Origin of the sequence: Bradyrhizobium sp. Cp5.3 (genome assembly GCF_000426265.1) — a bacterium.
GTDB classification, from domain to species: Bacteria; Pseudomonadota; Alphaproteobacteria; order Rhizobiales; family Xanthobacteraceae; genus Bradyrhizobium; species Bradyrhizobium neotropicale.
This window is the reverse complement of record NZ_AUFA01000002.1, coordinates 440,446-463,482: the sequence shown is the minus strand read 5'-3', so window position 1 is coordinate 463,482 and position 23,037 is coordinate 440,446. Positions and strand designations below refer to the sequence as shown.

The window sequence follows — 23,037 nt, the reverse complement described above, 5'->3', positions numbered from 1 at the left end:
GCATGCACGTGCCGGTCCAGGCCATCGACCGCGAGATCTGGCGCGACGGCGCGCCCTCCGAAGGGGCGCGTCTGATCCCGGAGGAAACCCCGCTGGCGCTAACCTACAATGGCGGCACCTATGCCGTCATGATGGGCACGCCGCAGAACCTGGAAGACTTCGCCGTCGGCTTCAGCCTGAGCGAAGGCATCGTCAACTCCGTAGACGATATCCAGTCGCTCGAAGTGGTCCGCCTCGACGAGGGGATCGAGCTGCGCATGTGGCTGGCATCGGAGAATGCCGGGCGCATCAGCGAGCGCCGGCGGCACATTGCGGGGCCGACCGGCTGCGGCATCTGCGGCATCGAGTCGATTGCGGAAGCGGTGCGGCCTGCGGCTGTGGTGCCCGAGGGACAGAGCTTCACGCCCGAGCAGATCATGGCGGCGATGCAGGCCATCGCGCCGCTGCAATCGATCAACCTGCAAACCCGCGCCGTTCACGCCGCCGCGTTCTGGTCTCCTGCCGGCGGCATCGTCGCCCTGCGCGAGGACGTCGGCCGCCACAACGCGCTCGACAAGCTCGCCGGCGCGCTGGCGCGCAGCCGGACGAATGCGGGTGGCGGCATGGTGCTGCTGACGAGCCGCGTTTCGGTGGAGATGGTGCAGAAGACCGCCGCGATCGGCGTTCCGGTGATGGTTGCTGTCTCCGCACCCACCGCGCTCGCGGTCCGTACCGCGGATGCCGCCGGCATCACGCTCATTGCCATTGCCCGCCAGGACGGGTTCGAAGTGTTCACGCATGGCAGCCGGGTTGTCCCCCGCCATGCCACGGAGGTTGCCGATGTCGCCTGACCGCTTGATCTACATGGCCAACCAGATCGGCACGTTCTTCCGGAGCCAGGGCCATGACAAGGCCGTGCCGGGCATCGCCGAACACATCAAGAAGTTCTGGGATCCCCGGATGAAGCGCGCGATCTTCGCGCATCTGGACGCGGGCGGCGCGGGACTGGAGCCGAACGTGCGCGAGGCGCTCACCTCGCTGAAGCAGTCTACTGCCCTTCCAACAGCGCCGTAAACACGCGCCGCACCTCGCCTTGCGTCTCCTTCACGCGCGCCTCCAGCGATGAGAAATCCGGCGCATCGCCGGCCCGCGCCATCACGCGCTGAAGATCGACACCCGCCGTTTCCGGCTTGAAGCGGTCGCTGACGCAGAGCCGCAGGATTTGCGTCAGATCGTGATAGAGCCGCGCTGCGGCGCGCAGGATCTCGGCCTCCGATTGCGCGAGCAGGCCGAGCTTCGCCGCATTGTCCAGCACCTGCATCGTGCTGACATCGAGAATCTCCGGCTTGGCGTGGGCGTGCACGAGCTGGAGATATTGCGCGATGAAGTCGATATCGACCATGCCGCCGGCGGCATATTTGAGGTCCCAATAGTCGGTCTCGCCCTTCTCCTGCGCGATCGCGCGACGCATGTCGGCGACGTCGCTGGCGATGATCGCCACCTCGCGACGCCGCGTCAGGACCTCGCGGATGACGCGCTCGATCCGCTCGCGGAACTCGGGCGATCCCGACACCACGCGCGCGCGCGTCAGGGCCATGTGCTCCCAGGTCCAGGCTTCACTGGCCTGGTAGTCGGCGAAAGACGCGATGCTTGACGCAACCGGGCCGGCACGGCCTGACGGACGGAGCCGCATGTCGATCTCGTAGAGCACGCCGTAATTGGTGCGCGTCGTAAAGGCGCTGATCAGGCGCTGGGTGAAGCGCGCGAAATAATGCGCCCCCTGGAGCGATTTGGGTCCGTCGGAATCCGGATTTTCGCTGTCGAAATCGTAGAGCAGGATCAGATCGAGATCGGAAGACGCCGTCATCTCGCGGCCGCCGAGCCGGCCCATGGCGATGATCGCGGTCTCCTGGTCCTTGATCCGACCGTGCTGGGCGGCAAAGCGATCGGCGACGAGGCCATGCACGGTGTAGACGATGCCCTCGGCAACGTCTGCGAACGCGGTGCTCGCCTGCTGCGCCGAGACGGTGCCAGAGAGAATGCGCGTGCCGATCAGGAACAGGCTCTCCTGCCCGAACAGGCGGAGGCGATCGAGGAACTCCTCGTAGGAATCGGCGTCCCGCACCGTCGCGGCGAGCCGAGCCGACAATTCCTGCTTGTCCGGCATGGCGCCGAAGAAGCGCGGATCGATCAGGCCATCCATGAGCTGCGGCTGCCGCGCCAGCATCTCGCCGAGCCGCGGCGCCGCGCCCAGCACCAGGGCCACGAGCGCGACGAGGTCACGGTTCTGACTGAGCAGCGTGATCAGCCGCCCGCCGCGCTGCAATGCCTGGAGGAAATGATCGAAGGCCGCGACCGCGCGGTCCGGCTCCTCGGCGTGCGCAAGGCCGTCGATCAGGGCCGGCACGAACTCGACGAAAGCGCTTCGCGTCTGTTCGTTGCGGAACACGCGATAGTCGCCGGTGATCCAGTCGCGCACGGTCTGCGCCACCGCCGCAGGCTTCTTGAAGCCGAGCCCCGTCAGGTGCTGCAGCAGGCGCGAATCTTCGGGACCGGCACGATAGTCGATGGCCGGCAGGTTCGCCGTGCCGTTCGAATCGTCGCCCTCGAACAGCTTTTCATAGTGCCCCTGCACGATTTCGAGCTGACGCAGGAGATCGCGGGCAAAGGCCGCGCGATTCTCATAGCCAAAGAACCAGGCAAAGCGCTCGACTGCCTCCTTGTCCTCGGGAAGCGCATGGGTCTGCTCGTCGGCGATCATCTGGAGGCGGTGCTCGACCCGGCGCAGAAATTCATACGCCGTGGTGAGCTCGTCGCGCGCCTCGCGAGTGATCCAGTTGCTGGAGGCGAGCACGTCGAGCGCCGCGAGCGTCGGCCGCACCCGCAATTCCGGATGGCGGCCGCCGGCGATCAATTGCTGGGTTTGCGCAAAGAACTCGATCTCGCGGATGCCGCCGCGGCCGACCTTCACGTTATGGCCTTCGACCGCGATCTCGCTCTGGCCGCGATAGGTCTGCATCTGCCGCTTCATGTCGTGGACGTCGGCAAGCGCGGCGAAGTCGAGATGCTTGCGCCAGACGAACGGCGCGATTTCAGCCAGCAGCGCCTCGCCTGCCCTCGAATCGCCGGCGCAGGCGCGCGCCTTGATCATGGCGGCGCGTTCCCAGGTCCGCCCCTCCCGCTCGTAATAGTTCAGTGCGGCGTCGCGCGAGATCGCCACTTGCGTCGAGGACGGATCGGGGCGCAGGCGCAGGTCGACGCGGAAGACGTAACCGTCGTAGGTACGCTGCTGCAGAATGCGCGCCATCCCCTGCGTCACCCGGACGAAGAACGGCTGCGGCTCGATGTCGGGTGCCAGTGTCGTGGCCTCGGGATCGAAGAACACGATGAGATCGATGTCGCTGGAATAGTTGAGCTCGCCGGCACCCATCTTGCCCATCGCGAGCACGATCAGGCCGCAGCCCTCTTCCGGCGCCTCGGGATTGGACGGCGAAAGCTTGCCGCGTGCGGCTTCCTGTCGCAGCATGAACTGGAGCGCCGCCTGCACCGATGAGACGGCGACGTCGGTCAGCGCCGCCGTCACCCGCATCACCGGCCAGACCCCGCCGATGTCGCACAGCGCGGTCAGGAGCGCCGTCTCCGCCTTCATGCGGCGAAGCACGCGCATGACCTCCGCTTCGTCGGCCGCAGCAAACACCGCGCCCCTCGCCCCCTCGATCAGCGCGGCCAAATGCGCGTCGGGATCGCATTGCAGGAGCCGGATCAGGCGTGCCGGATCGGCGCGAACGAGGTCGAACAGATAGGGCGAGAATTCGGCGATGCCGGCCAGAATGTCCTTCGCGAACGGACGGGCGAGCTGTGCCTCGATACTGGCCGATTGTGCCGGCTCGAGCTCGGCCAGCCAATTCGCGAGGCGTTCGTCGGTTGCGGAAGCGGCAATATGGGGGGCTTCCGCGAAGCGTGCGGCCAGCCTCTCACCATTCTTGTCCGCGTTTCCCGGCGCGGAGAGGTTCATGCCACCTTCTGTGGCACATCCTGCATTGGGGGAGCAACCCTGTCGCCGGCGCCAGCGCGGGCCGGCAGAACCAGCGTGGCGACGAGGCCGGGCTGAGCATCACCCAGCCGCAGTTCACCGCCATGCAATGTCGCTACCGCCGATGCCAGGCTGAGGCCGAGCCCGGAGCCCGGCAAGGTGCGGCTCGCTTCCAGCCTGACGAACCGTTCCACGACATGCTTGCGGTCGGCCTCGGGGATGCCGGGGCCGCGATCGGTGACGCTGAGCAGAACGTGATCGTCCTCGCGCCTGGCCTCGATGGTGATCTGCCGGCTGTCCATGCTGACCACGGTTCCCGCAGCCTGGGCTGCCGGCTTGCCGTATTTGATCGCATTCTCGACCAGATTGGCGAGCGCCTGGCTGATCAGTTCGCGGTTGCCGTGAATGGGCGCTGCCTCCGCCTTGACCTTCAAGGCCATGCCGTCATCTTCGGCAAGCGGCTCGTAGAGCTCATGGATGCCATTGGCGACCTCGGCGGCATCGAAGTCGTCCATGTTGCCGCGCGCCTGGCCGGACTCGGCACGCGCGATCATCAGGAGGGCGTTGAAGGTGCGGATCAAGCCGTCGGATTCCTCGATGGTCCGCTCCAGCGCCGCGCGGTAGTCGGCCTCGCAGCCCGACTTCGCCAGCGCCTCCTCGGCGCGGTTGCGCAGGCGTGTCAGCGGGGTTTTGAGGTCATGGGCGATGTTGTCGGAGACCTCCTTGAGGCCCGCCATGAGCGCTTCGATGCGCTCCAGCATGGCGTTGAGGTTCTCCGCGAGCCGATCGAGCTCATCACCGCTGCGGCCCACCGGCAGCCGTTCGCTGAGATCGCCGGTCATGATGCGCTGGGCGGTGCCGGTCATCGCGTCGATGCGCCTCAACACGCGTCTTGCGACGAAGATGCCGCCGCCAAGGCCCAGCACGACGACGATCAGGATCGACCATTGTGCCGCCTTGGCCACGATGCCGAACAGCCGCCGCCGCTCGTCGAGATCGCGGCCGATCAGGAGGCGGAATCCGTTCTCCAGTTCGGTGACACGCACCAGCGCGCGATGATCGCGGTCGTCCGCATCCTCGATCCGCCGATAGGCCGTCTCGGACCAGCCGGGTGTCGCCATCACACCGGGCGCCAGCGAGCCGACATTGCCGGCAATCGCCTGCCCGGTCGGCGTGGTGACGAGATAGAGGTTTGCGCCCGGCCGTAGCGCGCGGTACTCGATCGCGAGCACGAGGCCGCGCAGGCCGCGGCGGCCATAGATCTCGTTGATCTCCGAGGTTTCGGCGTTCACCGTCTGCGTGATTTCCTCGGTGATCAGCCGCCGCGTATTCCAGGCGAAATAGGCCAGCAGCGAGGCCGCGAACAGCGCGAACAGCAGCAGATAGACCAGCGTCAGCCGGAATGCCGTGGTGCGGACGAGTTTACCGAATGCCGTCACGGATCATGTACCCCGCGCCGCGGATCGTGTGCAGCAGCGGCCGATCGAACCCCTTGTCGATCTTGGAGCGCAGCCGCGAGATGTGCACGTCGATCACGTTGGTCTGCGGATCGAAATGATAGTCCCAGACGTTCTCCAGCAGCATGGTGCGCGTCACCACCTGGCCGGCATGCTTCATCAGATATTCGAGCAGGCGGAATTCGCGCGGCTGGAGTGTGAGCTCGTCCTTGCCGCGGGCCACGCGATGCGAAAGCCGGTCGAGCTCGAGATCGCCGACGCGATAGACCGTGTCCTCGGCCGGACCGCCGCGGCGGCGCGACAGCACCTCGACGCGCGCCAGCAGCTCGGCGAAGGAATAGGGCTTCGGCAGATAGTCGTCGCCACCGGCGCGCAGACCCTTGATGCGGTCATCGACCTGCCCGAGCGCGGAGAGAATCAGCACGGGCGTCGGGTCGCTCTTTTCACGCAGCGCGCCGATCAGCGACAGGCCGTCGCGCTTGGGCAGCATGCGGTCGACCACCAGCACGTCGTAATCGCCGTTCTCGGCCATGGATAGGCCTTCCTCGCCGTCACCGGCGTGGTCGGCAATGTGGCCCACTTCGCGAAACGCCTTCACGAGGTAGTCGGCGGATTCGCGGTCGTCTTCAATGATGAGGAGGCGCATCGTGCGATCGGCGGCGGTCAAGGAGGTCAACCCTTTATGAACATGGCGCGAGCGGCACTCGCATGCAAGCCGAGCGAAACAGACTTGGGTCGAGAAAAAGGGGGGCGGTGAAGCTGGGGGACCTCACCGCCCTAGGCCCTTCCGACGGAGGGGGGCGTATTCCACCGGAAGGTAGATAGGGGGAGCAAGCATTGCGCTGCTCCCCGGAAGGGCGCCGACGGCGGGGGCGACTGATGCCGGCGACACCCTTCATTTCGTAAGCCTCCTGGGGTTAGCCCTTGGCGAGGGGCACCGCGACGAAGCGCGACTGGCCGCCGCTCTTCACGCGCATCAGGACGCTGTTCTTGTTGTCGGTCCGCGCCGCGTTGATCGCTTCGCGGACGTCGCCGGCAGTGCTCACGCTCTTGCCGCCGACTTCGAGAATCACGTCGCCTTCCTTGAAGCCGCGTTCGGCCGCGGCGCTCTTCGGATCGACTTCAGTGACCACAACGCCTTCCTTGCCGGCACCGGCCACGGAGTCGGCGGGCGCAACGGTCATGCCGAGCTTGGGCACGTCGGTGCCGCGGCTCGCACCCTTGCCGCTGTCCTTGTCGGTGTCGGCCTTCGCCTCGACCGTGTTCGGCAGCTGACCGAGGGTGAGGTTCACGACCTTGTCCTGGCCCTTGTGCAGCACGTTGAGCTTCACGGTCGCGCCCGGCGCCATGCCGCCGATGGTGCGGGCGAGCTCGCGCGCGTCCTTGACGGATTCGCCGTTGACCGCAGTGATCACGTCACCGGACTCGATGCCGGCCTTCGCAGCCGGACCGTTGGCCTGCGGCTCCGCCACCAGCGCGCCTTCGGCCTTCTTCATGCCGAGGCTGTCGGCGATGTCGGACGTCACGGGCTGGATCTGCACACCGATCCAGCCGCGGCTGACCGAGCCCTTGTCCTTGAGCTGGGCGACCACGCTCTTCACGGTGTTGGCCGGAATCGAGAAAGCGATGCCGACGCTGCCGCCGGAGGGCGAGTAGATCGCGGTGTTGACGCCCATCACCTCGCCATCGGTGTTGAAGGCCGGACCGCCGGAATTGCCCTTGTTCACGGGCGCGTCGATCTGGATGAAGTCGTCATAGGGGCCGTTGCCGATGTCGCGGCCGCTCGCCGAGACGATGCCCGCGGTGACGGTGCCGCCGAGGCCGAAGGGATTGCCGACCGCGAGCACCCAGTCGCCGATCCGCGGCTTGCCGTCGGCAAGCTTGGCGAACGCGAAGTTGGAGCCGCCCTCGACCTTGATCAAAGCGAGGTCGGTGCGCTGGTCGGTGCCGATCACCTTGGCGGTATAGGTCTTGCCGTCGTCGGTCGTGACCTCGACCTTGTCGGCGCCGTCGACCACGTGGTTGTTGGTCACGGCAAAGCCGTCAGCCGAGATGAAGAAACCGGAGCCCTGGCCCTGGACGACGCGGCCACGACCACCCTTCAGGCCGGGGAAGCCATCCGGACCGCCGAAGCGGCGGAAGAAGCGCTCCATCGGCGAGCCGGGCTGGAACGGCGTGGAATCGTCGCCGTCATCGTTGCTCGCGGTCTTCTCCTTGATGTTGACCTTCACCGAGATCACCGAGGGCTTCACGCGCTCGACGATGTCGGCGAAACCGACCGGACGTTCGACCTTCCGGACCTCGTTATTGACCTGCGCATGCGCCGGGCTGGAGAACAGGTCGGCCGGCGAGTGCGTCGGACTGAAGCCATAGACGGCGACGCCGAGACCGGCGACGACCGAAGCCATCAGCGCGATTTTGCGGGCCGAGAAGACCGACCGGCGCGGCTGCCGGTAGGATGGAAGGTTCGAAAGATCGGGACGGTCGTTCATGCAGAGCTCTCCAGGGCCTTGAAATCCTTGTGATGCCTGAGGGTGGCATCCTACGGTCCTGAAGATGGGATCTTCCGCCTTACCGTGCGCTGGCGGCGGGGTTAAACTTTCGTAATGAAGGGCCGTGCGGATGCGGCAGATTAACGCAGGAAAAAAGCCAGCTTCCACAGGAACTTAGTCGGGTTCTTGAAATCGGCGCGTAGGTGGCCTGTTCCACCACTTTAGCCCGCCCTGACGCTGACGATGAATTCGTCGACTTCGCGCTTCAAGGTTTCCGCCTGCTGCGACAAGTCGACAGCGGAATCGCGGGCCTCCGCGGCCATGCGCCCGGTCTCCGCCGAGGTCGAGGTGATCTGGACGATGTGATTGGAGACGTCGAGCGTCCCGTGAGCCGCATCCTGCGCGTTGCGCGTGATGTCCTGCGTGGCGTTGCGCTGCTGGGCGGTGTCGACCTCAATGCCGGACATGATCGACGAGATATCCGACAGCGTCCTCGAAATGCCGTCGATCGCGCCGCGCGTCTCGGCGGTGATGCCCTGGATGCTGGCGACATGAGAGGTGATCTCCTCCGTCGCCTTGCTGGTCTGGTGTGCGAGGCTCTTCACCTCGGAGGCGACCACCGCGAAGCCTTTGCCGGCCTCCCCTGCCCGCGCAGCCTCGATCGTCGCATTGAGCGCAAGGAGGTTGGTCTGCGACGCGATCGCCTGCACGAGTTGCACGACCTCGCCGATCTTGTCGGCGGCGTCCGTCAACGTATGGATCGTATCGCGGCTCTTCTCGGCCTGCGCTGCCGCACCCTCGGCGCGCTGGGTTGCATCCGTGACACGGCGGCTGATCGTGCCGATCGAATTGGTCATTTCCTCGGCGGAGCCCGCAACCGTCTGGACGCTGGCGCTGGCCTGGCTCGCGGCGCTCGCCACCGCGTTGGCCTTGCTACTGGTGTCGTTGGCCGCGCGCGACAAAGTCTCGGCATTGCGCTTCAGTTGCACGGCCGAGGACGCCACGCTGTCGACGACGCTGGCGACGAGCCCGTTGAAGCTCTTGATCCGGGCGTCGAGATATGTCGACCGCTCGGCCTGGTGCTGCGCCTCCTGTAACTGCCGCTCGGTGAGCCGGCGCCGCTCGATGCCGTTGGTCTTGAAGACCTCCAGCGCCCCGGCCAAAAGGCCGATCTCGTTCGAGCCGCCCAATCCCGGAACGGGCGTGTCGAACTTCTGGTCGGCGACCTCGCGCATGGCATGCACGATCGCCGCCAGCGGGCGCAGAATGCCGTTGCGCACGGCAAACCAGGTCGAAAGACAGATCGCGAAGGCGATGACCGCGATCGCGCCGCAGGCGACCAGGAAATAGGAGAACGCGGTCTGCGCCTGCTGATAGATCTGCATCGCGTGGTCCCGCGAGGGGCCGCTCAGCGCGGCGAAATCGGACGAAAGGCTGGTGATCTCGTTGTTGAGATAGAGCACCGCGACAAATCCGGTGCCTCCGCCGATACCCAGCAAGAACAATAATGCCGCGACGACGGCTCCAACCAGGAAACGGATCGTCAGGTTGCTGTTGGCGAACATCGGAAGGACTCTACGTCTGGAATCGAATCTCGCGACAAGCTTCCAGACAAAGGTCAACAGAACATGAAACGCGCTACCTTGCGCAGCCTACGTATCATTGCGTAGCTAGCGCGACGTCGCATCGTCCGACATCAAGGCGGCAAGGCGCGCCTTTTCGTCGGGCGTGAGCGGCGGCATTGGTACATCTGCACCACTCCGCGAGCGCCGCCGAATTTGCAGCCACAGGGCCAGACCGCCACCGCCGAGCAGAACCGGTGCGAGCAGCCAGAGCAGCAAGGTTTGTCGCTCGAAGCGCGGCTTGAGCAGCACGAATTCGCCGTAACGCGCGACCAGGAAGTCGAGCACCTGCGAATTGCTGTCGCCGGCCGCGATCCTCTCGCGCACGAGCAGCCGCAGGTCGCGCGCCAGCGGCGCATCGGAATCGTCGATCGACTGGTTCTGGCAGACCATGCAGCGCAGCTCCCGCGACAACTCGCGCGCGCGCGCCTCCTTCGCCGGATCGGCCATGATCTCGTCGGGCTGTACTGCGCGGGCAGCCGGCACCCCCAGCAGCGCGAGCGCAATCAGCGCGACAAACATCCGACGCATGACGATCACTCCGCCGGCTGCAGGCTTTGCTTCGCCCGCGCCGGCTTCGGCGCACCGACGCGCAGGCGACGGTCGGACAGCGACAGCATGCCGCCAAACGCCATCAGCACCGGTCCCCACCAGATCAGCAGCACGAAGGGCTTGTGATAGATGCGCACCGCGACGGCGCCCTCGGCAGTGACGTCACCGAGCGAGATGTAGAGCTGGCTCGCGCCGCGGGTCAGCAGCGCGGCCTCAGTGGTCGAGGAGCCGCGGGTGGTGAAGCTGCGCTTTGACGGCGTCATCACGCTGAGGGTCTCGCCGTCGCGGCTGACGTTGAACTCGGCGATCATCTCGCGGAAGTTCGGCCCCTGACGCTGAAACAGCCCGTCGAGCTTCAGATCGTAGCCGGCGAGATGCGCGACGTCGTTCTGCTTCATCGTCGCGATGTATTCGCTGTTCCAGGTGGTCTCGCAGACGATCCCGAGCAGCGCGACGCCGAGGCCGGCATGCGCGAACGCGGTGCCCCAGGCCGAGCGCGGCAGGCCGCGTGCCCGGTGCAGCGTCGTCGCGAACGGCAGGCGGAACAGGCCGGTCCGTTCGGCGAGGTCCGTGACCGCGCCGGCGATCACGAAGATGCCAAGCCCGATCGCCAGCGGCGCGAGCGCACTGCCGCCGCGCGCCCAGCCCCACGCGATGGCGACGGCGACGAGTCCGGCGGCGCCGGCCGCGAGCAGACGCTGGGTAACGCCGAGCAGATCGCCCCGCTTCCACGCCAGCATCGGCCCGAACGGCACGGCGAGCAGCAACAGCGCGAACAGCGGAACGAAGCTGAGATTGTAGAAGGGCGCGCCGACCGACATCTTGAAATCGGCCAGCACTTCCATTGCCAGCGGATAGAGCGTGCCGAACAGTACGACCGCGCAGGCCACCGTGAGCAGCAAATTGTTGAGGACCAGCGCCCCCTCACGCGAGATCGGCGCGAACAGGCCCCCCTGCTTCAACGAGGTGGCGCGCCCCGCGAACAGCGACAGGCTGCCGCCGATGAAGAGGCAGAGGATCAGCAGAATGAACACGCCGCGCGTGGGATCGTTGGCGAAGGCGTGGACCGAGGTGATGACGCCCGAGCGCACCAGGAAGGTGCCGAGCAGCGACAGCGAGAAGGTCAGGATCGACAACAGGATGGTCCAGACCTTCAGCGCGTTGCGCTTTTCCATCACCAGCGCCGAGTGCAGCAGCGCCGTGCCGGCGAGCCACGGCATCAGCGAGGCGTTCTCGACCGGATCCCAGAACCACCAGCCGCCCCAGCCGAGCTCGTAATAGGCCCAGTAGGAGCCCATGGCGATGCCGAGCGTCAGGAATATCCAGGCCACCAGCGTCCAGGGCCGCACCCAGCGTGCCCAGGCCGCGTCGATCCGGCCCTCGATCAGCGCCGCGATCGCGAAGGAGAACGAGATCGAGAATCCGACATAGCCGAGATAAAGCATCGGCGGATGCACCGCGAGGCCGATGTCCTGCAGCACCGGGTTGAGATCGCGTCCCTCGATCGGCGGATTGGCGATGCGCAGGAACGGGTTCGAGGTCATCAGGATGAAGAGGTAGAAGGCGCTGGCGATCCAGGCCTGCACGGCCAGCACATGCGCGCGCAGCGACAGCGGCAGATTGTCGCCGAAGATCGCGACCAGGCCGCCGAACAGCGCCAGGATCGATACCCAGAGCAGCATCGAGCCTTCATGGTTTCCCCACACGCCGGTGATCTTGTAGATCAGCGGTTTCATGGAGTGCGAATTCTCGTAGACGTTGGCGACGGAGAAATCCGAGCTCACGTGCAACATGACGAGCGCCGCGAACGAAGCGCCGACGAACAGAAGTTGCGCAAGCGCGGTGGAGCGCGCGACATTCATCAGGGCGGGATCGCGCAGGCGCGCACCAATCAGCGGCACGAAGGACTGGATCAGCGCGAGGCCAAGTGCCAGCACCAGCGCATAGTGTCCGGATTCCGCGATCACCGCACCGCTCCCTGCGAATTGCCCTGCGCGGTCGTCGCCGCAGGCTTGACACCATCAGAAGCTTTGGCGCCGTAATCGTCCTTCCAGTGGCCCTGCTTCTTCAGGGCATCGGCGACGTCCTTGGGCATGTAGGTCTCATCGTGCTTGGCGAGCACCGTGTCGGCCTTGAACACGCCGTTGGCATCGAGCGCGCCTTCGGCGACGACGCCCTGCCCTTCGCGGAACAGATCCGGCAGGATGCCCTTGTAGGCGACCGGAAGCTTGGCGCTGCCGTCGGCGACCTCGAAGGTCACCGCGAGATTGTCGCCGCGCTGAAGCGAGCCGGGTTGCACCAGCCCGCCAAGGCGAAACCGCTTGCCGGGTGCGAGGTGCTTCTCCGCGACCATGCTCGGGGTCGAGAAGAACACGATGGAGTCCCGCAAGGCATTCAGCACGAGCGCGGCGGCGAGCGCGAGCACGGCGAGCGAACCGCCGATGATGGTCATACGTCGCTGCTTGCGCGTCATGGCGTGTCTCTTCTCCGCTCGTCCCGTCCCGCAATCATCATCCGTCGAGCCCGAGATTCTTCAGGCCTTCGTTGAGCTGGCGCAGCCGCTCGGCGTCATTGGCCACAGCCTGGCGGGCGTCGGTCGAGGCGCCCATCGCCTTGTCGCGATCGCCCATCACGAGATAGGCACGGACCAGGCGCAGCCAGCCGTCGACATCGTCGCCGTTCTGCTTGAGGCGGGTGGCCAGGCGCTCGACCATGCCGCGGATCATCGCGCTGCGATCGCCCTCGCTCATGTCCTTCGCGGCCGCCATCGTCTCGTCCGACAGCGCCGGCACGGCGCTGCCGCCGCCGACCCGCGCCAGCGAGGATTGCACCAGGGACCGCCACGGCGCATCCGCCGGCGCCTTCACAAGCAGCGCCCGCCAGATATTCGCCGCATCGTCCTTGCGGCCGTCCTGCTCGGCGGCGAGCCCGAGGAAGTAGTTCGCCTTGGGATCGTCGGCGTTCAGGCCATGCGCGCGTTCGAATTCGGTCTTGGCCTCAGCGGTCACGACGCCGCCGGCAGCGGCCGAGAGCGCTTCGCCGAGATCCGACCGGCGCTCCGCGCTCTCGCCATTGTAGGTGAGCGCGTTGCGATAGGCGCGCACCGCATCGTCGTAGCGGCCGAGCCGCTCCAGCACCGGCGCGAGCACGTTCCAGCCGCGACCGTCGGTCGGATTCTTTTCCAGATGCTGCTCGACCTGCACGACGAGGTTCTCGAGCGATTGCGCCATTCCGGGCGCGCGGTCCCGCTGCGCCAGCGGAAAGTCGCGAAGCGCCGGCGAACCAAGCGGGATGTAGACCGCGATCGCAACCAGCGGCAGGCCAACGAGGGCAAGCACGGCCGCCGCGCGGCGCCATTTGACGCTCGATTTCGGTGCCGCCGCAGGCTCGCTGCCGGCAGCCGCCAGCAGCCTGCGGCTGATCTCGACACGCGCGGCCTCCGCCTCCGGAGCCGCGATCAGTCCGGTCGCAAGGTCACGCTCGATCTCGACGAGTTGGTCCTTGTAGACCGCGACCTCGCTGCCTTGATTTTCAGTGTCTTGCCGCTCAGCGCGACTGCCACGGCCGAGCGGCCAGAGCACGGCGAAAATCGCCGCGACCGTCATCAGCGCGAACACGAACCATAGTGTCATCAGGCAAGCTTCCGGCAGCGCGCAATCCGCGCCCATCGGTGGCTTTACACCACGGCTGGAGCATGCGGCAATTGACAATTGTCAATTTGGCGCGACCGGCCGCAGTCCCGAAACAGTGAAAATCCAACAACTTAGCCGATTTCGAACTCTGCGCTCTGGGCGGCGTCCTCGCCGTGCCCGTTAAGGGCCTTCAGAAAGTATGTTCCCGGCTTGATGGTGTCGGGCAGCCTGATGCGCAACGCGCCGACGGGAACCGGGGATGCAATCGTCGTGACCGGATCCGGCAGTTGCAGGCCGCTCGCCTTCTCGACCAGCACCACCTTCGCCCTGACCATTAATCTCCGATAGGTCGCCGAGATCACGCGATTCTCGAGTTCAACAAAGCTGATAATCGGTTTCATGCGCCCACAAATAGAAATTCCCAAAATGTGCACGAAACCGTACGGCCCGCCACCGGCAGCGTCAACCACAAATTGTGATTGCAAAAATATGCGCCTAAATCAGCTCGCGCGCGACGATTTGCGCTCGCCGGTCAGCGCGTTTTCCGCGGCCCGGCTCATCAGCGACGCATAGTCGTCGCCGAACAGAACCTCGCAGAAGCGGATCGCGGCCTGAACCTGCTGCTGCCGGTAGGTGCGGACCTTGTGGTCGGCGGCGCGCAGCGACTGCACCAGCGATTCCGTCGACCGCTCGACATATTGCTGGAGGTCGGAGAACGTGCGCAGCGTCACCTCGTTGATCGCGAGCTCGCTGGCATAGTTGCGGCAGGTGGCGACGAAATCGATCAACGCGGCCGCCTCCTCCACCTCGGTGCTGTCGACCCGCGCGCCCGGGGGAATGTCCTTCTCGGCACGCTGGCGCAGGATGCGGCGGACGCGGCCGGGAACGCTGTCGATCTCCGATTGCAGCGCGTTGGAGATATCCGCACGGATCGAGGTCAACTGCTTGCCCCAGGCGGAATCGTTGCGTAGGTCGAGCTCGGTGCGCAAGCCGCGCACGCCGTCGTGCAGCGCCTTCAGGTTGTCGGCGACGGTGTCGAAACGCCCGCGCTTGATGTCCATGCGCAGGATGGCGGCAAGGCACGACAGGTCGTGCAGCGCGATGGTGACGGCCACGCCATACGGCGTGGCCGCGACGCGGATCTCGTCGTCGGAGGCGGCAATCTTGATTGCGAGGCGAATGATCTGCCAGGGCGCGGTCATCCGCTGGATCACCATCGACAGCGCGAAGGGCAGCATCTGAGGCGTCTGCAGCACGGGGATGTTGAGTGCCGCCGTCACCGAGGCGATCTGGGATTCGCCGAACGCGCGCAGGAAGCGCGGCAGTTTTTCGTTCAGCGTTACCATGGCCTCGCGGACGGTGAGCACCGCGCCGATCGAATAGAGATCCTCGATCACGCTGGGCGCGCCGACACGGGCGAGCGCGCGCGACTTGTCGCCGCCGCCGGGCCCGATCAGTTCGGCGATGGCGTCGGAGGCCGCCGCCTGCAGCTTCAGCGCGAGAGCTTCGACCTGGCCTGCATTGTCGGTCGGCAGGCGCGCCAGCGTCGCCTCGAATTCATTCAGCTTGGCCGGGGCGCCGTCGCGGCCGAGCCACTGCCAGATCGGGTGCAGCGAGGAACGGCGGATCTGCCCGACCCGGATCGGCGCGCCGGCCTCCACGAGGAACGGTTCCAGCGGCTGGAACAGGAGCCGCGACAGGTCGTCAGTACGGGCGGGCGCGGCCTCGTCGGCCTCCGTCTTGCGCACGATCTTGCGCAGCTGCTCGAGCACGAGGGTGGCGACCGCCGTATCCTGGCCGCGCTCCAGCGCACGCTCGAACTCCCGCATCAGCAGCGCCTGCGACTGCGGCGGGAGCTGCGCGAGATACTCTCTCAGCCGCTCGATCGATGTCTGGCTCATACGCCCGGTAATGCACGGTAAAATGGCGGACGTGGGATGCGTCCGAGCGCGATCATAGGAGGTCGCGCCTTAAGAAGCCGTTTAGGAAGTTGGGTAGGACGTCCCGTCTTTCTCCAGGCCGGCCCCCGCCGAGACGAAAAAGCATGATAGGACAAGCACTAAATGCCGGGGAGCACCAGCTCCGCCCGCAAACCGCCGATCGGTGCGCTGCCGAGGGAGAGAGAGCCGCCGTAAAGCCCGGCCAGATCGACCACGATCGACAGACCCAGCCCCGATCCCGGCTTGGATTCGTCGAGCCGCTGGCCGCGCCGCGAGACCTGGGCGCGCTCGGTCTCGGACAGGCCGCGACCGTCGTCATCGACGAGGATGCGGAGACGCGGGCCCGCGCCGGACTGGTGTGGCGTCTCCACCAGGACCTCGATGAAGACCCGGGAGGCTGCCCATTTGCAGGCATTGTCGACGAGATTGCCAACCATCTCCTCCAGGTCCTGGCGCTCGCCGCGAAATTTCGCGGATGGCTCGGCCTTGGCCTCGACGATGATGCCGCGGTCGCGATGGATCTTCTCCATGGTCCGCCGCAACGCCTCGACGGCGGGCGCGACGTCGGTCACGGTGGCGACGACCGAGACCCTGGCCGCGATGCGCGCGCGCTCCAGATGATGGGCGACCTGGTCGCGCATCACATCGGCCTGCTCCATGACCTTGGCCGCGAACGGCTCGGCTGCGTGCACGCCGGCCTCGTTGACGATGACCGAGAGCGGCGTCTTGATCGCATGCGCGAGATTGCCGACATGAGTGCGCGCGCGTTCGACGATCTCGCGATTGGCATCGATCAGTGCATTGGTCTCACGCGCCAGCGGCGCGATCTCGACCGGAAACTCGCCTTCGAGCCGCTCCGCACGCCCGGAGCGAATGTCGGCGATCGCCTCTGATATCCGCTTTAGCGGTGCAAGACCGAAGCGGACCTGGAACACCGTGGTCAGCAGCAGCACGATGCCGAGCGCGGTGAAGGTCCCGCCGAGGTAGTAATCGAAGCTGCGTGTCTCGTCGAAGATCTCGGTCGCATCGCCCGCGACGCTGACCAGATATTTGCCGTCCGCGCCCAGATCGACCGGCCGCTCGACCATCCGCAAATTCTGGCCCTCGGGCCCGTCGACATAGGCGAGCCGGATGCCGGCAGCGGTGAGCTCGGCGCCCTGCTCTTCCAGCTTCGGCAGCTTCTTGTCCCACAGCGAGCGTGACGAGCGCACCTCCGGCTTCTCGGTATCGGTGCGCGTGATCTGCCAGTACCAGCCGGACAGCGGCAGCTCGAACAGGGGCTCGCCGAGCGACTGGAACTGGCGGTCCGGCGGCTCGTCGGGGGTGGCGACCTCGGCGATGAGCGTGCGGAGATAGAGATTCAGGCGGCGGTCGAAGGCGCGCTCGGTGGCGTTCTTGTAGACCGAGGACAGCACGACGCCGGTGATCGCCAGGATCACCACGAGCCACGCGGTCGCCGACAGGAACAGGCGGTTCGCAAGCGAGCTAGCGGCCATCGGAATGGTCCCGGGAGGCGCAGGACGGCGAGTCGTCAGGGGTCATGGCCGAGCAAGAGCCTCGTTCCGCCGCCCGGTCAAGCCTCGGATGTTGCGAGCCCCAGGCTTCAGCTGCCGTTGGCTGCCGGCGGGGTCAGGAGATAGCCCAAGCCGCGGACGGTCTGGATGATGTCGACGTCGAGCTTCTTGCGGATGCGGCCGACGAAGACCTCGATCGTATTGGAGTCGCGGTCAAAGTCCTGGTCGTAGAGGTGCTCGACGAGCTCGGTGCGGGAGACCACGCGACCGGAATGGTGCATGAGGTAGGCCAGCAGCCGATATTCGTGCGAGGTCATCTTCACGGGATTGCCCGACACGCTGACGCGGCCGGTTCTCGTATCCAGCGTGACGGGACCGCAGCTGAGCTCGCTCTGGGCGTGGCCGGTCGAGCGGCGCAGCAGCGCGCGAATGCGGGCCAGAACCTCCTCGAGATGGAAGGGCTTTGCGACATAGTCGTCGGCGCCGGCGTCGAAGCCCTGGACCTTGTCGCTCCAGCGGTCGCGCGCGGTGAGGATCAGCACCGGCATGGTTCGGCCATTGCGGCGCCAGGCCTCCAGCACCGAGATGCCGTCCTTCTTCGGCAGACCGATGTCGAGCACCACGGCGTCATAGGGCTCGTTGTCGCCGAGATAGTGTCCCTCCTCGCCGTCGAAGGCGCGATCGACGACATAGCCGGCGTCGCTCAGCGCCTTGGTAAGCTGGCGATTGAGATCGGGGTCGTCCTCAACAACGAGCAGGCGCACGCTTCTCTCCAGCAATGGTTCGACGGGATCGACGGCAGAAGATCCGCGCCAAGATGATCAATTCCGGCGTGAACTGAATATGAACGCCGGGAACCGGGAAACGTTACTTTTTCGTCATAAACGATTTTCACGCCTTGACGCGACTGCGCCCGCCAGGCCAGCGGACGAGCCGTTGGCTTGGCGGGCGCAATGTGCCGCGTTACGCGGCGAGTCGGAAGGTCAGAACCTCCTGTCGATCGCGGTCCTTCAGGTCCGGAAGAACACGAACCAGATGACGGCGAGGATCAGGATCGCCAGCCCGGTCGAGATGGCGAGCAATGCCGCCACGGACGGGCCAGGCTCGCCTTGGCGCGCCTCGGTCGGGGTTTCGATGATCTGATGTTGGTCTCGCGTGGTTGCCATGGTGACCTCGATCTCTGGCTGGCACGTCCGATTGCCGCGATCTCCTCGCGGCCTTGAGTCTCTGGGGCAACGCCCGATCGTAAACGATGTTCCGGGCGGACTGCCCTCGCCCGATGGCAACCAGAGCCGGCGCCCGCGGTTAACGTCGTTGCAAGATTCCGTGGCGCCGCTTGCTATGATTCGCGGAACAGCGATGGTATTCTTGTGGGCTGTCCCTGTTGCGTTTGGAGTAACCCATGGCCCCCCGAGCCAATTGGAAGGGTTTTTTGCGCCTCTCGCTCGTGACCTGCCCGGTCGCGCTCTATCCCGCCACTTCGGATACCGAGAAGGTCTCGTTCAACCAGATCAACCGCAAGACCGGCCACCGGATCAAGTATCTCAAGGTCGACGCCGAGACCGGTGACGAGGTGACCTCCGAGGACATCGTCAAGGGCTACAAGGTCGACACCGACACCTATATCGAGGTCACCAAGGACGAGCTCGACGACATCGCGCTCGACTCGACCCACACGATCGAGATTGACGAGTTCGTGCCCAAGGCCGACATCGACAACCGCTATCTGATCCGCCCCTATTATCTCGTGCCGGACGGCAAGGTCGGCCACGACGCCTATGCGGTGATCCGCGAAACCATCCGCAGCATGAACAAGGTCGCGATCGGCCGCGTGGTGCTGACCAACCGCGAGCACATCATTGCACTGGAGCCGCTGGAGAGCGGTTTGATGGGCACGCTGCTGCGCTACCCCTACGAGGTGCGCAGCGAGTCCGAGTATTTCGACGACATCCAGGACGTGAAGCTCACCAAGGACATGCTCGACCTCGCCAAGCACATCGTCGAGAAGAAGTCCGGCGCATTCGAGCCTGAGCTGTTCGAGGATCATTACGAGACCGCGCTGATCGACCTCATCAACAAGAAGCGCAGCGGCATGCCGATCACGGCCAAGGCCACGCCGAAAGCGGGCGGCAATGTCATCAACCTGATGGATGCGTTGAAGAAGAGCCTCGCAAGCGAAAAGGAAGCGCCGCCCGCAGCCAAGGCCGCCAAGGGCAAAAAGCCGAAGAAGCGCGTCGAAGGCCAGCGCGAGATGCTGCTGCCGATCGCCGGTAAAGGCGGCAAGGAAGCTGCTGCGGCCAAGGAAGCCCCGAAGAAAGCCGAGAAGCCCGTTCGGACGACCGCGCGGACGAAGAAGGCCGGATAGCAGCAGCAGCCGAGGGGCAAAGCGCGTCGTGATATCTCCTGCGGACGGGCCGGCCTGACATGCCCTGGTCGGCGCCGTTCGACGATCCCATTTCCCTGCGAGGCGGGCGCAAGCTGCGGACGCTGCAAGAGGCGGCCGATCACATCATGCAACTTCCCGAGGACGCGCAGCACGCGAGCCACTGGCAGACCGCGATCGAGACTCTGATCAATGCGGCTGAGACCGGGGGCGGTTGGATGATGTTTGCCCGCATCGCGATGTTGCGGGCGCTGAACAAGGACGTTCCTCGCAAGTGAGCCCTGCCCGGCCGGCGCCGTTCTGCGGGGGCTGGCCGATATCGTGGCCCCTCGCCGCCCCCTTGAGGAACAGCCTCAACAATCCGTTAAGCGGCGCCGTCGTTTTGCGCGCCCGGCCTCACCATCGTGAGGCGCCACGTAGTCCTACGGAAGACAAAATTAACCGTCGGTTCCCGCCCAGCACAGCAAGGTCGCGCCGTTAATTGTGTCAAGGTTCGCATGCCGTGCAGCAGCAGAACACCAGAAAAAACTACATCGGCATCGTCAATGACGGGACCGAGGAAGAACGGGCCGCCGACAGTGCGGCGTGGTCGCAGCCGCGTGTGATGAGCTATCTGGTCGACCGCATCGCAGCGGCGCTGAGACGCCCCGGCAAGGGCACGCCGGGACACTCGATCACCTCCTGAGACGCCAAGAATCAAATCCACCCGAATTGGGTGACGAAGCCTTAAGCTAATCGATGGCAACATGTGCCGGAGCAGGCGGGGACGACCCGAACCTGCTTTTTTCACGCGCGCAAAAAAGTTAATGGATCAATTTACCTTTCCGAAAACGGCGCCAGCGTACGTTAGACGCACGAATAGGAGTTGACGATGCCTTTGCTCAGGTCCTTTTTTGCCGATGAAAGTGGTGCCACCGCCATCGAGTATTGTCTGATTGCCTGCGGTATTGCGCTCGCGATCGTTACGGTCGTGAACGGCACCGGAAGCGCGCTCCTGAACAACAAGTTCAACTCGATCAACACGGCCACGAAGTAACCGTCGTAGCCGGCACTCCCCAATCTCGTCTTCGCAAGCGCAGCGAGGTAACCCAGAGTCATGCCGCAGAGGGATTCTGGATTGCTTCGCGAAGCCTGTCATCGAGCTGCGCTTCGCGCGGACCCGTTGGCTCGCAATGACGAAGCATAGGTAACGGCGCTTCTCTTTCCAGCGCGACCGCGCGACACGGCCCGCGCTCGCGAACCCGTGAACAGACTTCGTCAACGGCGCGGAACGAAACAATCGCCCCCTGGATCGAAGCCGCTTTCGAGCGACCACGAAGTCACCGCAAAACATCACCGAGCTACGATGCGAACCGTTCCGATTGGGAGAGGCAACAATGCGGTCGCATCAGGCTTTCGTCGCTCCGGTAGTCATCCTCAGTTTCTCGCTGCTGAGCATCGCCACCCTGGTGATGGTCGGGGCTTGGTAATCCCTGGGTCAAACGTCCATGCGTGAAGAATTCACATCGCTCGCTTTTCTGGCCGTGACTGTCGCAGGCGTCGCTCTGCTCGGGTCAGGCCTGCTCGCACTCGTCTTCGTGGGATAGGCCGCGCGGCGACCTGAAGCCGCGCATTTCGAGATCGCCGGGGCGGACCTGCACGCTCGCGCTGCATAGCTGACCTACCGCAGCCCGCCCGCGCCCGCGCTTTACGCTTCTCCAGATTCCTGATCCTCTCTCCTCCAAATCGGCCGGACCAACCGGCCTCTCAGGGAGAGAGACGCCATGAAGCTCGGCACTGCGATCGCGGAAATCATGAAGCGCGAGGGCATCGAGATCCTCTGCGGCTATCCCGTCAACCACCTGATCGAGCACGCGGCCGAGGCCGAGATCCGCCCCGTGATGGTGCGCCAGGAGCGGGTCGGGATCCACATGGCGGACGCGATCTCCCGCGTCACGTCGGGACGCAGCATCGGCGCGTTCTGCATGCAGCATGGCCCGGGCGCGGAGAACGCCATGGGCGGCGTTGCGCAGTGCTTTGGCGAGTCCGTACCCGTGCTGGTGCTGCCGATGGGCTATCCGCGCCGGCTGTCGCATATCGAGCCGAACTTCAACTCCAGCGAGGTGATGAAGGCGTTTGCCAAATCATCCGAGCCGATCATCCTGGCAGCCGAGGTCGCCAACATTTTCCGCCGCGCCTTCACCAAGCTGAAGAACGGCCGTGGCGGGCCCGTCATCGTCGAGATTCCCTCCGACATGTGGAACGAGGAGGTGCCGGAGCCGCTCAACTATACGCCGGTGCTGCGCACCCGCTATGGCGCCGATCCTGTTCATGTGAGGGAGGCGGCGGCGCTTCTCGTCAACGCGAAACGGCCAGTGATCTATGCCGGCCAGGGGGTCCACTATGCGCAGGCCTGGCCGCAGTTGAAGCGGCTGGCCGAACGGCTGGCGATTCCGGTCACGACCAGCCTCGGCGGGAAGTCGTCGTTTCCCGAAACCCATCCACTCTCGCTCGGGTCCGGCGGCCTCGCGGTGCCGCGCGCTGTGCCCAAATTCTTGGGCGAAGCCGACGTCATCTTCGGCATCGGCTGCTCCTTCACCGAGACCAGCTTCGGCATCGCGATGCCGAAGGGCAAGACTGTCATCCATTCGACGCTCGATCCGAACCATCTCAACAAGGATGTCGAAGCGAGGGTTGGCCTCGTCGGCGACGCCGGCCTCGTGCTCGATGCGCTGCTGGAGGAGATCGGCAGGACCGTGACATCGGATCGCGACGCCTCGGCCGTCACCGCCGAGATCGCCGCCTCGCACAAGGAGTGGCTTGCGAAGTGGATGCCGAAGCTCACCGGCAACGACGCACCGCTGAGCCCCTATCGCGTGCTCTGGGACCTCCAGCACACCGTCGACCTCCACAACACCATCATCACGCATGATGCCGGCAGCCCACGCGATCAACTCTCCCCGTTCTGGAAGGCGGTCGAGCCCCTCTCCTATCTCGGCTGGGGCAAGACGACGCAGCTCGGCTACGGCCTCGGTCTTGCGATGGGCGCCAAGCTGGCAAAGCCCGACAAGCTCTGCATCAATGTCTGGGGCGATGCCGCGATCGGCTTCACCGGCATGGATTTCGAGACCGCGGTGCGCGAGCGTATTCCGATCATGTCGATCCTGCTCAACAATTTCTCGATGGCGATCGAGCTGAAGGTGATGCCGGTCTCGACCGAGAAATACCGCTCGACCGACATTTCCGGCGATTACGCCGCCATGGCGCGCGCCTTCGGCGGCTATGGCGAGCGGGTGACCAGGCCGGAGGACATCGTTCCCGCGATCAGGCGCGGCATCCAGAAGACGCAGGAGGGCGTGCCGGTGCTGCTGGAGTTCATCACCAGCAAGGAGACCGAGGTGTCGCGACCGGGCACCTGAGGCTTGCTTGAGGCCCCTTGGCCGCGCGAGCTTTT

Annotated in this window: 21 protein-coding genes; 7 read left to right on the top strand and 14 right to left on the bottom strand. The window is 65.5% G+C overall.

From position 1 onward, the window contains the following. Positions 1–2: 2 nt before the first annotated feature. Together fdhD and K289_RS0105110 are read left to right on the top strand one after the other, a co-directional pair. Positions 3–830: a formate dehydrogenase accessory sulfurtransferase FdhD gene (fdhD, locus tag K289_RS0105115; RefSeq protein ID WP_027550509.1), complete on the top strand. Its 828-nt coding sequence runs from the start codon at positions 3–5 to the stop codon at positions 828–830. Next, entirely contained in the window at positions 820–1,053 is a 234-nt protein-coding gene (locus tag K289_RS0105110) for a formate dehydrogenase subunit delta (protein ID WP_027550508.1), read from the top strand. Before fdhD ends, K289_RS0105110 begins: the two co-directional genes overlap by 11 nt. Here the strand turns inward: K289_RS0105110 and K289_RS0105105 are convergent. From K289_RS0105105 to K289_RS51405, 14 genes are all read right to left on the bottom strand, one after another. Further along, complete coding sequence (locus K289_RS0105105; RefSeq protein WP_027550507.1) at positions 1,028–3,994, bottom strand: bifunctional [glutamine synthetase] adenylyltransferase/[glutamine synthetase]-adenylyl-L-tyrosine phosphorylase; 2,967 nt, start codon at positions 3,992–3,994, stop codon at positions 1,028–1,030. The two genes, K289_RS0105110 and K289_RS0105105, sit on opposite strands and share 26 nt — an antisense overlap. Then, positions 3,991–5,451, bottom strand: coding sequence for an ATP-binding protein (locus tag K289_RS0105100; protein ID WP_027550506.1), 1,461 nt, complete (start codon positions 5,449–5,451; stop codon positions 3,991–3,993). Before K289_RS0105100 ends, K289_RS0105105 begins: the two co-directional genes overlap by 4 nt. Then, positions 5,435–6,115 carry a response regulator transcription factor gene (locus K289_RS0105095; RefSeq protein ID WP_035683899.1) on the bottom strand — a complete coding sequence of 227 codons (681 nt, stop codon included), beginning with the start codon at positions 6,113–6,115 and terminating at the stop codon, positions 5,435–5,437. Before K289_RS0105095 ends, K289_RS0105100 begins: the two co-directional genes overlap by 17 nt. A 271-nt stretch (positions 6,116–6,386) precedes the next feature. Next, the gene (locus K289_RS0105090) at positions 6,387–7,961 is read right to left on the bottom strand and encodes a Do family serine endopeptidase (RefSeq protein ID WP_027550504.1); all 1,575 of its coding nucleotides are present in this window, start codon (positions 7,959–7,961) and stop codon (positions 6,387–6,389) included. 221 nt (positions 7,962–8,182) lie between these two features. Further along, entirely contained in the window at positions 8,183–9,526 is a 1,344-nt protein-coding gene (locus K289_RS0105085) for a methyl-accepting chemotaxis protein (RefSeq protein WP_027550503.1), read from the bottom strand. A gap of 105 nt (positions 9,527–9,631) precedes the next feature. Continuing rightward, complete coding sequence (locus tag K289_RS0105080; RefSeq protein WP_027550502.1) at positions 9,632–10,114, bottom strand: cytochrome c-type biogenesis protein; 483 nt, start codon at positions 10,112–10,114, stop codon at positions 9,632–9,634. A gap of 5 nt (positions 10,115–10,119) precedes the next feature. Next, on the bottom strand, positions 10,120–12,102 hold the full coding sequence (locus tag K289_RS0105075) for a heme lyase CcmF/NrfE family subunit (protein WP_027550501.1): 1,983 nt from the start codon (positions 12,100–12,102) through the stop codon (positions 10,120–10,122). Continuing rightward, positions 12,099–12,608, bottom strand: coding sequence for a cytochrome c maturation protein CcmE (gene ccmE, locus K289_RS0105070; RefSeq protein ID WP_027550500.1), 510 nt, complete (start codon positions 12,606–12,608; stop codon positions 12,099–12,101). Before ccmE ends, K289_RS0105075 begins: the two co-directional genes overlap by 4 nt. A 37-nt stretch (positions 12,609–12,645) precedes the next feature. Then, the gene (gene ccmI, locus K289_RS0105065) at positions 12,646–13,767 is read right to left on the bottom strand and encodes a c-type cytochrome biogenesis protein CcmI (protein WP_027550499.1); all 1,122 of its coding nucleotides are present in this window, start codon (positions 13,765–13,767) and stop codon (positions 12,646–12,648) included. 131 nt (positions 13,768–13,898) lie between these two features. Then, entirely contained in the window at positions 13,899–14,168 is a 270-nt protein-coding gene (locus tag K289_RS0105060) for a hypothetical protein (RefSeq protein ID WP_027550498.1), read from the bottom strand. Between the two features lie 99 nt (positions 14,169–14,267). Then, positions 14,268–15,668, bottom strand: a complete 1,401-nt coding sequence (locus K289_RS0105055; protein ID WP_027550497.1) for a hypothetical protein — start codon at positions 15,666–15,668, stop codon at positions 14,268–14,270. Positions 15,669–15,826: 158 nt separating this feature from the next. Beyond that, positions 15,827–17,203, bottom strand: coding sequence for a sensor histidine kinase (locus K289_RS0105050; RefSeq protein ID WP_027550496.1), 1,377 nt, complete (start codon positions 17,201–17,203; stop codon positions 15,827–15,829). Between the two features lie 107 nt (positions 17,204–17,310). Next, positions 17,311–17,985, bottom strand: coding sequence for a response regulator transcription factor (locus tag K289_RS0105045; protein WP_027550495.1), 675 nt, complete (start codon positions 17,983–17,985; stop codon positions 17,311–17,313). A gap of 246 nt (positions 17,986–18,231) precedes the next feature. Then, positions 18,232–18,387: a hypothetical protein gene (locus K289_RS51405; RefSeq protein ID WP_198024657.1), complete on the bottom strand. Its 156-nt coding sequence runs from the start codon at positions 18,385–18,387 to the stop codon at positions 18,232–18,234. Between the two features lie 236 nt (positions 18,388–18,623). Between K289_RS51405 and K289_RS0105035 the strand changes: the two genes are divergently transcribed. The 5 genes from K289_RS0105035 to K289_RS0105010 all read left to right on the top strand — a co-directional run bounded on the left by K289_RS0105035 (position 18,624) and on the right by K289_RS0105010 (position 23,002). Continuing rightward, positions 18,624–19,586: a Ku protein gene (locus K289_RS0105035; protein ID WP_027550494.1), complete on the top strand. Its 963-nt coding sequence runs from the start codon at positions 18,624–18,626 to the stop codon at positions 19,584–19,586. Positions 19,587–19,645: 59 nt separating this feature from the next. Next, complete coding sequence (locus K289_RS0105030; protein WP_027550493.1) at positions 19,646–19,882, top strand: hypothetical protein; 237 nt, start codon at positions 19,646–19,648, stop codon at positions 19,880–19,882. Between the two features lie 224 nt (positions 19,883–20,106). Further along, on the top strand, positions 20,107–20,289 hold the full coding sequence (locus tag K289_RS0105025) for a hypothetical protein (protein ID WP_027550492.1): 183 nt from the start codon (positions 20,107–20,109) through the stop codon (positions 20,287–20,289). Between the two features lie 186 nt (positions 20,290–20,475). Further along, a complete protein-coding gene (locus tag K289_RS0105020) occupies positions 20,476–20,640 on the top strand; it encodes a Flp family type IVb pilin (RefSeq protein ID WP_027550491.1) in 165 nt (54 codons plus the stop codon). 727 nt (positions 20,641–21,367) lie between these two features. Further along, positions 21,368–23,002 carry a thiamine pyrophosphate-requiring protein gene (locus K289_RS0105010; RefSeq protein ID WP_027550490.1) on the top strand — a complete coding sequence of 545 codons (1,635 nt, stop codon included), beginning with the start codon at positions 21,368–21,370 and terminating at the stop codon, positions 23,000–23,002. Positions 23,003–23,037: the final 35 nt, after the last annotated feature.

Bases quoted from the DNA above. Each gene is read 5' to 3' on its own strand.
- fdhD (WP_027550509.1), top strand. From the start codon at position 3: ATGCACGTGCCGGTCCAGGCCATCGACCGCGAGATCTGGCGCGACGGC.
- K289_RS0105110 (WP_027550508.1), top strand. From the start codon at position 820: ATGTCGCCTGACCGCTTGATCTACATGGCCAACCAGATCGGCACGTTC.
- K289_RS0105105 (WP_027550507.1), bottom strand. From the start codon at position 3,994: ATGAACCTCTCCGCGCCGGGAAACGCGGACAAGAATGGTGAGAGGCTG.
- K289_RS0105095 (WP_035683899.1), bottom strand. From the start codon at position 6,115: ATGCGCCTCCTCATCATTGAAGACGACCGCGAATCCGCCGACTACCTC.
- K289_RS0105090 (WP_027550504.1), bottom strand. From the start codon at position 7,961: ATGAACGACCGTCCCGATCTTTCGAACCTTCCATCCTACCGGCAGCCG.
- K289_RS0105085 (WP_027550503.1), bottom strand. From the start codon at position 9,526: ATGTTCGCCAACAGCAACCTGACGATCCGTTTCCTGGTTGGAGCCGTC.
- K289_RS0105080 (WP_027550502.1), bottom strand. From the start codon at position 10,114: ATGCGTCGGATGTTTGTCGCGCTGATTGCGCTCGCGCTGCTGGGGGTG.
- ccmE (WP_027550500.1), bottom strand. From the start codon at position 12,608: ATGACGCGCAAGCAGCGACGTATGACCATCATCGGCGGTTCGCTCGCC.
- ccmI (WP_027550499.1), bottom strand. From the start codon at position 13,767: ATGACACTATGGTTCGTGTTCGCGCTGATGACGGTCGCGGCGATTTTC.
- K289_RS0105060 (WP_027550498.1), bottom strand. From the start codon at position 14,168: ATGAAACCGATTATCAGCTTTGTTGAACTCGAGAATCGCGTGATCTCG.
- K289_RS0105055 (WP_027550497.1), bottom strand. From the start codon at position 15,668: ATGAGCCAGACATCGATCGAGCGGCTGAGAGAGTATCTCGCGCAGCTC.
- K289_RS0105050 (WP_027550496.1), bottom strand. From the start codon at position 17,203: ATGGCCGCTAGCTCGCTTGCGAACCGCCTGTTCCTGTCGGCGACCGCG.
- K289_RS51405 (WP_198024657.1), bottom strand. From the start codon at position 18,387: ATGGCAACCACGCGAGACCAACATCAGATCATCGAAACCCCGACCGAG.
- K289_RS0105035 (WP_027550494.1), top strand. From the start codon at position 18,624: ATGGCCCCCCGAGCCAATTGGAAGGGTTTTTTGCGCCTCTCGCTCGTG.
- K289_RS0105030 (WP_027550493.1), top strand. From the start codon at position 19,646: ATGCCCTGGTCGGCGCCGTTCGACGATCCCATTTCCCTGCGAGGCGGG.
- K289_RS0105020 (WP_027550491.1), top strand. From the start codon at position 20,476: ATGCCTTTGCTCAGGTCCTTTTTTGCCGATGAAAGTGGTGCCACCGCC.
- K289_RS0105010 (WP_027550490.1), top strand. From the start codon at position 21,368: ATGAAGCTCGGCACTGCGATCGCGGAAATCATGAAGCGCGAGGGCATC.